This window comes from Phenylobacterium sp. (assembly GCF_046291545.1).
Taxonomy (GTDB): domain Bacteria; phylum Pseudomonadota; class Alphaproteobacteria; order Caulobacterales; family Caulobacteraceae; genus Phenylobacterium.
The window spans coordinates 198,453-208,221 of sequence record NZ_JBKBSM010000002.1 but is presented as its reverse complement, the minus strand read 5'-3'; the positions used below and the strand labels follow the sequence as shown (position 1 = coordinate 208,221).

8 protein-coding genes are annotated in these 9,769 nt (G+C 72.4%); 2 read left to right on the top strand and 6 right to left on the bottom strand.

Features of this window, described 5'->3' with window-relative positions; translation table 11 throughout:
- Positions 1 to 6 precede the first annotated feature (6 nt).
- Positions 7 to 1,305: an MFS transporter gene (locus tag ACK4YQ_RS07510; protein WP_409609920.1), complete on the bottom strand. Its 1,299-nt coding sequence runs from the start codon at positions 1,303 to 1,305 to the stop codon at positions 7 to 9.
- 367 nt (positions 1,306 to 1,672) lie between these two features.
- On the opposite strand from ACK4YQ_RS07510, the gene ACK4YQ_RS07505 reads away from it, so the two are divergent.
- Positions 1,673 to 2,458: a cyclic nucleotide-binding domain-containing protein gene (locus ACK4YQ_RS07505; protein WP_409609918.1), complete on the top strand. Its 786-nt coding sequence runs from the start codon at positions 1,673 to 1,675 to the stop codon at positions 2,456 to 2,458.
- Here the strand turns inward: ACK4YQ_RS07505 and moaA are convergent, their stop codons facing one another.
- The 3 genes from moaA to ACK4YQ_RS07490 form a co-directional block, all read right to left on the bottom strand.
- Positions 2,459 to 3,436, bottom strand: a complete 978-nt coding sequence (moaA, locus tag ACK4YQ_RS07500; protein WP_409609916.1) for a GTP 3',8-cyclase MoaA — start codon at positions 3,434 to 3,436, stop codon at positions 2,459 to 2,461.
- A gap of 211 nt (positions 3,437 to 3,647) precedes the next feature.
- A complete protein-coding gene (locus ACK4YQ_RS07495; protein ID WP_409609914.1) occupies positions 3,648 to 4,829 on the bottom strand; it encodes an NnrS family protein in 1,182 nt (393 codons plus the stop codon).
- Positions 4,830 to 4,935: 106 nt separating this feature from the next.
- A complete protein-coding gene (locus tag ACK4YQ_RS07490; protein WP_409609912.1) occupies positions 4,936 to 7,170 on the bottom strand; it encodes an adenosylcobalamin-dependent ribonucleoside-diphosphate reductase in 2,235 nt (744 codons plus the stop codon).
- A gap of 183 nt (positions 7,171 to 7,353) precedes the next feature.
- On the opposite strand from ACK4YQ_RS07490, the gene ric reads away from it, so the two are divergent.
- Entirely contained in the window at positions 7,354 to 7,998 is a 645-nt protein-coding gene (gene ric, locus ACK4YQ_RS07485) for an iron-sulfur cluster repair di-iron protein (protein ID WP_409609910.1), read from the top strand.
- Between the two features lie 34 nt (positions 7,999 to 8,032).
- Here the strand turns inward: ric and ACK4YQ_RS07480 are convergent, their stop codons facing one another.
- On the bottom strand, positions 8,033 to 9,220 hold the full coding sequence (locus ACK4YQ_RS07480; RefSeq protein WP_409609908.1) for a molybdopterin molybdotransferase MoeA: 1,188 nt from the start codon (positions 9,218 to 9,220) through the stop codon (positions 8,033 to 8,035).
- The gene (moaB, locus tag ACK4YQ_RS07475; protein WP_409609906.1) at positions 9,217 to 9,753 is read right to left on the bottom strand and encodes a molybdenum cofactor biosynthesis protein B; all 537 of its coding nucleotides are present in this window, start codon (positions 9,751 to 9,753) and stop codon (positions 9,217 to 9,219) included. Before moaB ends, ACK4YQ_RS07480 begins: the two co-directional genes overlap by 4 nt.
- Positions 9,754 to 9,769 lie beyond the last annotated feature (16 nt).

Below are 9,769 nucleotides of genomic sequence, written 5' to 3'. Positions count from 1 at the left end.
GTTTGTTCACTGCGCCGCCCGCAGGGTCGCGGGCGCGCTGAGGGGGGATTGGGGGTGAAGGCTGGCCATCTCCGGCAGCTCGGGCAGGTCGGCCAGTTGCGGCGCGCCCGCCCGCTCCATCCGGCGGACGGCGAAGTGCATCCAGGCCAGGGCCGCGGAGACCAGCACGAAGAGCAGCATGAAGCAGCTCGTCGCCACGCCGGTCAGGTCGTTCAGCGCCCCGAAGGCGATCGGCAGGACGAAGCCGCCCAGGCCGCCGACCATGCCGACGACGCCGCCGACCGAGCCGATGTTGTCCGGGTAGTAGACGGGGATGTGCTTGTAGACCGCCGCCTTGCCGAGGCTCATGGCGAAGCCGAGGCAGAAGACGATGGCGATGAACGCCGGCAGGCTGGTCTCCAGCCGGAAGGCGATCGGCCCCCTGATCCCGTCCACCACGTAGCTCGTGGGCGGATAGGACAGCAGGAAGGTGCAGAGCGTGCAGACCCCGAAGGTGATGTACATCACCTTGCGCGCCCCGATCCGGTCCGACAGCCAGCCGCCGAAGATGCGGAACAGCGAGCCCGGGATCGAATAGGCCGCGGCCAGCATGCCGGCGGTCTTGATGTCCAGGCCGTAGACGTCGACCAGGTAGTGCGGCAGCCACAGGGCCAGGGCGACGAACGCGCCGAAGACGAAGAAGTAGTAGAGGGCGAAGCGCCAGACCTGCAGCTTCATCAGCGGCGCGAACTGCATGCCCGCGCTCTTGGCCTTGGCCCCGGACAGCCGGCGCGCCTGCAGCTCGGGATCGTCGCGGGTCGACACGAAGGCCAGCACCGCCAGGCCCGCCAGGACCACGGCCCAGACCTGGGCCACCGCCTCCCAGCCGAACGCCACCATGACGAAGGGGGCGGCGAACTTGGTCACCGCCGCGCCGACGTTGCCCGCTCCGAAGATGCCGAGGGCCGTGCCCTGCCGCTCCTTGGGGAAGAACTTGGAGACGTAGGCCACCCCGACGGCGAAGGAGCCGCCGGCCAGGCCCACGCCCAGGGCCGCGATCAGGAACTGCGGATAGGTCTGCGCATAGGACAGGAGAAAGGTGGCCACGGCCGCCGACAGCATCACCACCAGGTTCACCAGCCGGCCGCCGAACTGGTCGGTCCACACCCCCAGGACGACGCGCACCAGCGAGCCGGTCAGGATCGGGGTCCCGGCCAGCAGGCCGAACTCCGCCTCGGTCAGGCCGAGGTCGCGCTTAATCTGCACGCCGATGATCGAGAAGATCGTCCAGACCGCGAAGCACGCGGTGAAGCCCAGGGTGCTCATCCATAGCGCCGGGCCCGCGCCCGGTGCGGCTTGGGGTTTGGCTGCGCCCATCTCCGAAACTCGCCCTCCTGCGCGATCGCCGAATGCGCCGCGCTGACGAGGGCGTTTTGCTGCAGGCCAGAGCGATACTGTTTGACGCCGATCAAGTGGACCAATTTTATCGGCTAATATTCGCCACCTGCGACAATATATCTTCTGTCGATTGAAGTAGTACTATTCAGCACTTATCAATGTTCATCTAGCCGCTTGATGAACATCAAGCCGAACTACGCTCCCGGCCGCGCGGCGCCCCCGCTTGATCTGCATCAAGGCGGGGATCGACGCCGATCGCGATTCTAACCGCGATGAATCGGGAGGTTGGGCGCCCATGCCTGTGCGCACTGAAGATCTGGACCGCGTTAGGGCCCTGCCCCTGTTCGCGAGCGCTTCGGACGATACGTTCCGCTCGCTCACCGCGGGCGCCTTCCTCCAGAAGTTCCCGGCCGGCACCACCCTCCTGACCGAGGGCGATCCCGTCGACTTCCTCTATGTGCTGATCGAGGGCCAGGCCGAACTGCAGGGCACCTGGAACGACAAGGAGACGACGCTGGCGGTTCTGCGGCCGGTGTCCACCTTCATCCTGGCCGCGGTGGTGCTGGACGCCGACGCCCTGATGACCGCCCGCACCATCGAGCGCTCGGACATCCTGATGCTCTCGGGCGAGGCGCTGCGCCGCGGCATGATGGAGGACCCGCGCTTCGGCTTCGCGGTCTCCCAGGAGCTGGCCGGCTGCTATCGCGGCCTTGTGCGGACCGTGAAGAACCAGAAGCTGCGCGGCGGCGTCGAGCGCCTGGCCAACTACCTCGTGGCCGAACGGGCCCGCCAGGGCGGCGGCGAAACCCTGGTCCTGCCGCACGAAAAGCGCGTGCTGGCCTCGCTGCTGGGGATGACGCCGGAAAACCTCTCGCGGGCCTTCGCCAGCCTCGCCGACTATGGGGTGACGGTGCATGGTCCCGAGGTCGCGATCGGCCGTCCGGTGGTGCTCGAGCGCCTGGCCAAGCCCGATCCGCTGATCGACACCCGCCTGCATCCCCCCGACCACCTCGTCGGCATGGCCGAGCGCGAGTTCCGCGCCAGTCAGGCCCACCGCAAGCTTGTCTCCGTCTACAACTGATCAGCCGCCCACCTGAGCGAGCTGGCGGGTGTCGCCGCTGAAGCCCTCGGCCAGGCGGTGGCCGGCGGCCTTGCCGACCAGCGCTCCGCTGATCCGCGACGCCAGCGCCTGCGGATCGTCCCGCCCCAGCAGGTCGCGCAGGTCCACGCCCCCCTCTCCGAACAGGCACAGCCGCAGCTTGCCCCGGGCCGTCACCCGCAGCCGGTTGCAGCCGTCGCAGAAGCCGGGCGCATAGGGCGCGATCAGGCCCAGGCGCCCGGCGTGGTCGGGGTGCGCGTACTCGGTCGCCGGGCCGTCGTCGGTCCCGCGCGCCACGGGCGTCCAGCCCCGCGCCTCCAGCCACCCGGTCAGCGCCTGGCCGCCCAGGTGCTGGCGGGCGAAGAACTCGGCGTTGTCGCCGGTGCGCATCAGCTCGATGAACCGCACCGCCACCGGCCGCTCGCGCACGAAATCGGCGAACCGCTCGAAGGCGTCGGTCCCCGAGTCCCGAAGCAGCACCGCGTTCACCTTCACCGAAGGCACGCCCAGGGCGAGGGCGCCGTCCAGGCCGTCGAGGATCGCCGCCAGCCGGTCGTGGCCGGTGATGCGGCGGAAGGCGTCCGGGTCCAGGGAATCGATGCTGACGTTCAGGTTGGTCAGCCCCCCCGCCCGCCAGTCGGCGATGTGGCGCGACAGGTTCCAGCCGTTGGTCGTCAGGGCCACCTTGGACACGCCCGGGGCCTCGGCGACCCGGCGGATGATCTTCCCCAGGTCGCGCCGCACGGTCGGCTCCCCGCCGGTCAGCCGCACCTTGCCCACCCCCGAGGCGCCGAAGGCGTCCACCAGCCGGCCGATCTCGGCCAGGTCCAGGAACGCGTGCGGCTCGGTCTTCCTGTAGCCGTCGGGCAGGCAGTAGGTGCAGCGGAAGTTGCAGACCTCCGTGACCGAGAGCCTGAGGTATCGGAAGCGCCGGCCGAAGCCGTCGACCAGACGGTCCATCGAGGGGTCCTTTCCGGAGAAAACAGGCGCCGGGATCGCCCGGCGCCTTAGTTCGCCGTCCGAAGAATCGACGGCTGCGGGTCGAGGGGTGACGGGAGGACGCGCCCACGCCGCAGCCTTGTCAGCCTAGGGCCTGCCTCGCGGGGTCCGTATGACGCGCGCCCGAACGGCGGTTGACGTTGGTCAAGCGGCCCTGCGGCCTTGCGCCGCGTCAGCCGCCGGCGGCCAACCGCCCGCGCACCAGCATCGGCGCATAGCCCCACAGGAAGCCGGCGAAGGCGCAGGTCCACATCACCGCCGCGGCGATCAGCAGCATGGTCTGGCCCGGTCCGGCGAAGGGCGCGGCCACCCGCAGCCCCGCCGCCGCATTCACCGCCAGGTAGACCGCCATGGTCAGGTCGTCGGCACGACGCGCCCGGCCCGTGTGCCCCAGGGTCGCGCGGGTCATCACCGCCAGGGTCATCACCCCCGCCGCCCCCGCCGTCAGGGCGTGCAGTCCGGCGGTGCGCGGCACGGCGCCCGGGGCCAGGATCGAGGCGCCGATCAGGACCAGCGCCGCCCCCAGCCAGGCGTAGCCGGCGTGCAGGCTCCAGACCAGCGGCTCGGGCAGGGTCAGGGCGCCGCGCCAGCGCGCGAGCCGCGCCAGAACGCCTGCGCCCGCCAGCACCAGGAGCGCGCCGCTCGCCGGATGCTGCGGGGCCGCGATCCAGGCGCCCAGCGCCGCCACGCAGGCGGCCAGGGCCGCCCGGTCCAGGGCGCCGAACGGCGCGGGGAGCGGCGTCATGTGGTTCTGAGCCATCCAGTTGCGGGTGAAGCTCGGCGTGATGCGGCCGCCGATCAGGGCGATCAGCATGGCCATGGCCGCCAGGGCCGCCCGCTCGGCCGGCGGCCCCGCCTCCGGCCAGACGAGCCGTGCATGGAACGCCAGGTTGGCTGCGGCCAACAGGGTGACGAGCAGGCACACCGGCGCGTTGCGCCAGTTCCGGCCGGCCAGCACCTCGCGCCAGACCACCACGGCGAAGGTCACCAGGAACGCCGCGTCCACCACCGCGGCCGACACCGGAAAGCCCGGCGCCAGCAGCATGGCGATGCGCCCCGCCACCCACAGCGCATAAAGGCCCGCCAGGGGCGCGCCCGCCACCGGCAGCCGTCCGGTCCAGTTGGGCACCGCCGTCAGCAGGAATCCCGCCGCCACCCCGCCCAGGTAGCCGAACAGCATCTCATGGACGTGCCAGTCGCGGTCGACGGTCATCGCCCCGCCGTCCGAATAGGCCCAGATCCAGACCGGCACGGCGACGGCGGCCCACGTCGCCGCCCCCATGAAGAAGGGGCGGAAACCGAAGCTGAACAGGGCCGGCCCCTGATAGGCGCGGCGGGCGGCGGCGGACGGCATGGGACCCTCGCAGACGGCGATCCCCACCCCTAGGGCGGCTCCCCCGCCGCCGCCTTGAGCGAGGTCGCCGCGGGGCTTGTCGCCGATCAAGCGGCCCCTGCGACCCTTACCCGCACTTCGAGTAGCCGCAGTCGAAGCAGGTGTCGCAGCCCTCCTTGCGCACCAGGCCGAAGCCGCCGCAGCGCGGGCAACAGGCCCGCGGCCCGGCGCCGGCCCCCAGCGGCGCCTGCGCCGGAGCGCTCGCCCCCGCCGCCTCCGCCGCGCCGGACGCATTGAGGTGGCGGTCGATCACCCCGCCGATCGCCGCCAGCAGCGAGGGCACGTAGCGGCCGTCCACCCAGGCCCCGCCCCTGGGGTCGAACACCGCCTTCAGCTCCTCGGCGACGAAGGCCACGTCCCCGCCGCGCCGGAACACCGCCGAGATCATGCGGGTCAGCCCCACCGTCCAGGCGTAGTGCTCCATGTTCTTGGAATTGACGAAGATCTCGAACGGCCGCCGGTCCGCGCCCTCGACCACGTCGTTGAGGGTCACGTAGACGGCGTGCGGGCTCTCCGGCCACTTGATCTTGTAGGTGGTTCCTTCCAGGGCGTCGGGCCGCGGCGCCAGGCGCGGCTCTGGCGGGGGTTCGGCCGGCGCCGGCGCGGCGGGCTCGGCGCTCAGGACCGAGCCGGTGATGGCGTTGGGCCGGAACGTCGTCAGCCCCTTGCAGCCCAGGCGGTAGCCCTCGCGGTAGACGTCGGCGAAGTCCTCGAAGGCGATGTCCGCCGGACAGTTCACCGTCTTGGAGATCGAGCTGTCGATCAGGGCCTGGGCCGCGGCCTGCATGCGCAGGTGATCCATCGGCGACAGGGTCTGGGCGCTGACGAACACCTCGGCCGGCGGCGGGGCCTCGCCCTTCAGGCGCTTCCACATCGCCAGGGCGTAGTCCTCCACCGCCTCCTCCACCGTCGAACCGTCCGGCTGGCGGACCTTGCGGGTGTAGGCGTAGGCGAACACCGGCTCCACGCCCGAGGAGACGTTGCCCGCCAGCAGCGAGGTGGTGCCCGTCGGCGCGATCGAGGTCAGGCAGCCGTTGCGCAGGCCGTGGGCGGCGATCAGCGCACGCGTCTCCTCGTCCAGGCTCGCCAGGTTCGGCCGCTCGAGCATGCGCGCCTCGTACAGCGGGAAGGCGCCCTTCTCCGCCGCCAGCTCAGCCGAGGCGCGATAGGCCTCGCGCTTGATCAGCCCCAGCCACCTTTGCGTCAGCCCCACCGCCGTCTCGCCGCCGTAGGCCGCGCCGCAGAACACCAGGGCGTCGGCGAGCCCCGTCACCCCCAGGCCGATCCGGCGCTTGGCCTTGGCCTCGGCTTCCTGAGCCGCCAGCGGATAGCGCGAGACGTCGATCACATTGTCCAGCAGGCGCACCGCCGTGCGGGTCAGCGACGCCAGCGCCCCCTCGTCCAGCCGCGCGTCGGCCTCGAACGGCCGCTCCACCAGCCGCGCCAGGTTGATCGAACCCAGCAGGCATGCGCCGTACGGCGGCAGCATCTGTTCGCCGCAGGGGTTGCTGGCCAGGATCTGTTCGCAGTAGCCGAGGTTGTTGGCCGCGTTCACCCGGTCGATGAAGATCACCCCCGGCTCGGCCGCGTCGTAGGTGGCGCGCATCAGCCGCGCCCACAGCTCGGCGGCCCGCACCACGCGATGGGTGCGCCCGCCGAACACCAGCGGCCAGTCGCCGTCCGCCTCCAGGGCGTCCATGAAGGCGTCGGTCACCAGCACCGACAGGTTGAAGTTGCGCCGCGCGCCGGGGTCGCGCTTGGCTTCGATGAAGGCCTCGATGTCCGGGTGGTCGATGCGCAGGCAGCCCATCATCGCCCCCCGCCGCTGGCCGGCGGACATGATGGTGCGGCACATGGAATCCCACACGTCCATGAAGCTCAGCGGCCCGGAGGCGTCGGCCGCCACCCCCGAGACCGGCGCCCCGGCCGGGCGGATCGAGGAGAAGTCCATCCCCACCCCGCCTCCCTGCTGCATGGTCAGGGCCGCCTCGCGCACATGGGCGAAGATGCCGCCTAGGTCGTCGGGGATCACGCCCATGACGAAGCAGTTGAACAGCGTCACGGTCCGGCCCGTGCCGGCGCCGGCGATGATCCGCCCGGCCGGCAGGAAGCGGTGGTCGCGCAGCGCTTCGCAGAACCGCTCGGCCGTCGCCGCGCGCAGCTCCGGCGCCTCGGCCTCGGCCAGGGCCCAGGCGATCCGCCGCCAGGTCTCCTCGATGCCGGCCTCAGCCGCGGCCTCGCCCGTGCGGTAGCGGTACTTGCTGGCCCAGATTTCGCCGGCCAGCGGATTGTCGAACGCCATGGCTCACCTTCCTCGTTGGACGAAAAGGCTCGGCGAGTCGGTGCGGCGCCCCGAAGGCCATGGGCGCTGTCGCAGGCGGCCAAGGACGGCAAGCGCGGGCTTGCCGATTGTCAAAGCCCCCGGGGGCCGGCTTCAAGGCGCCCCGCGCGGCCTTGCGGCAGGATGCTCCGCAAGGAGCACCCCATGATCCACGACACCCAGCTCGTCCGCGACATCGCCGTCGAGCATCCCGGCGCGACCCAGGTCTTCCGCCGCTACAAGATCGACTACTGCTGCAACGGCGCGCGATCGCTCAGCGAGGCGGCCGCCGCCCGCGGCGTGCCGCTCGCCGACCTGCGCCGCGCCCTGGACGGCCTGCAGCCCTCGGCCGCGCCCGCCGGCGCGGCGCCGGCCGAGCTGATCGACCACATCGTCACCCGCTACCACCAGGTCCACCTGCAGGAGTTCCCCGAGGCGATCCGCCTCGCGCGCCGGGTCGAGCGCGTCCACCAGGATCATCCCCTGCGGCCTCAGGGCCTGGCCGATCACCTGGCGTTCATGGCCGACGACCTGGAGGCGCACCAGCACAAGGAGGAGGCCGTGCTCTTCCCGATGATGCTGCGCGGGCCCTCGCCGATGATGCGCTTTCCGATCGAGCGCATGACGGCCGAGCATGCGGACGTCGCCGACCAGCTCCTGCACCTGGCGGTGCTGACCACCGACTTCACCCCCCCGCAGGACGCCTGCACCACCTGGCGGGCGCTCTACGCGGCCTGCGCCAAGCTCGACGCGGACCTGCGCGAGCACATGCACCTGGAGAACAACGTCCTGTTTCCGCAGTTCCTCTGAGGCGGGCGAGAGCGCCTCGGCGCGGGGCCGGTCGTCAGAGGGGAATGCAGTCGACCGGCTCCGCGGCTTGCGCGGCCTGCGCCCCTGGCCGGCGCCGCACCAGGAGGTCGGCCGCGGCCAGCGCCGCCTGGGCCGCCGAGTCCTGGTCGCCCAGCACCTCCGCCGCGCCGCCCTGCAGCCGCGCCCGATAGAAGGTCTCCCGCGGGCCGCACGCCTCCAGCGGCCGCGCCAGCGGCAGCGGTCGCCAGGCCAGCGCCGCCCTCGGGTCGTCTCCCGAAAGGCCCGCGACCAGCGGGGCCAGGAACAGCCGCGCCGTCACCAGGGCCGAGGTCGGGTTGCCCGGCAGCCCCACCACGATCGCCCCGCCCGCGCGGCCGATCCAGACCGGCTTGCCCGGCTTGATCGCCACCTTGGCGAACACCAGCTCCAGTCCGAGCGGCGCGAACATCGCCCGCGCGAAGTCCCGCTCGCCCACCGAGGCGCCGCCGGTCACGACGACGACGTCGGCCTCCGCCGCCGCCAGGGCCGCCGCGCGGGCCAGGGCCGCCAGCTCGTCTCCACAGCGGCGGCGCGAGACCACCTGTCCGCCGAACGCCTCGGCCATCGCCCCAGCGCCGAAAGAGACGCTTTCCGGGATCGCCCCCTCCCGCCGCGCGCCGACTCCCGGCTCCACCAGTTCGTCCCCCGTGGCGAGCAGCGCCACCTTCGGCCGGCGGTGGACCTCCACGCTCGCCAGGTCCGCGGCGGCCGCCGCGACCAGGCGCTGGGCGTTCAGCCGCGCGCCGGCGGCGACCAGGACCTCGCCGGCGGCGAAGTCGGACCCGGCCCTGCGCAGGTGACGCCGGCCGCAGGCGACGGCGCCGAACAGCGCCGCCTCCCCCTCGCGCACCACGTCCTCCTGCATCACCACCCGGTCCGCCCCGGGCGGCACGGGCGCGCCGGTGAACACCCGCATGCAGGCGCCGGCCGCCAGTTCCCCCGGACGCCCCGATCCGGCGAAGGATTCCCCGCACACCGGCAGCCGCACCGGCGCGACGCCAAGGTCGGCCTCGCGCACGGCGTAGCCGTCCATCGCCGCCACGTCGAGCGCCGGCGCCGCGCGGCGCGCGACCACCGGCGCGGCCAGGATGCGCCCCCTCGCCTCGTCCAGCCGCACGGGCTCCGCGCCCAGCGGCGCGGCCAGGCCGATCGCCAGCTCGGCGGCCTCCTCGAAACCGATCACGGGCACACCCCGCGCAGCCGCGGGATCTGTCCCGCCAGGGAACAGGGCCGGAAGCGGCTGTCGAGTTCCTGCCCCAGCACCAGGTCCCAGGCGTCCTTGCAGGCGCCGGTGGAACCCGGCAGGCAAAATACGAAGGTCTCTCCCGCCTGGCCGGCGAAGGCCCGCGACTGCAGCGTCGAGACCCCCACCGTGCCGTAGCTCGCCTGGTGGAAGACCACCGAAAAGCCTTCCATCTCCCGCCGGAACAAGGGCTTGAGCGCCTCGGGCGTCACGTCGCGGGGGGCGAAGCCGGTGCCGCCCGTGGTCAGCACCACGTCCACGCCCTCGTCCGCGACCCAGGCCTGCACCTGGCCGCGGATCGCCTCGACCTCGTCGGGCACGATCGCCCGGCCGGCCAGCACGTGGCCGGCGTCGCGCAGGCGGTCGGCCAGCAGCGCGCCGGAGGTGTCGGTCGCCTCCGTGCGGGTGTCGGAGATCGTCAGGACCGCGATGTTCAGCGGATAGAAGGGCCGCTTGTCGTCGATGCCGGGCATAGAAGCTCCACCTGCC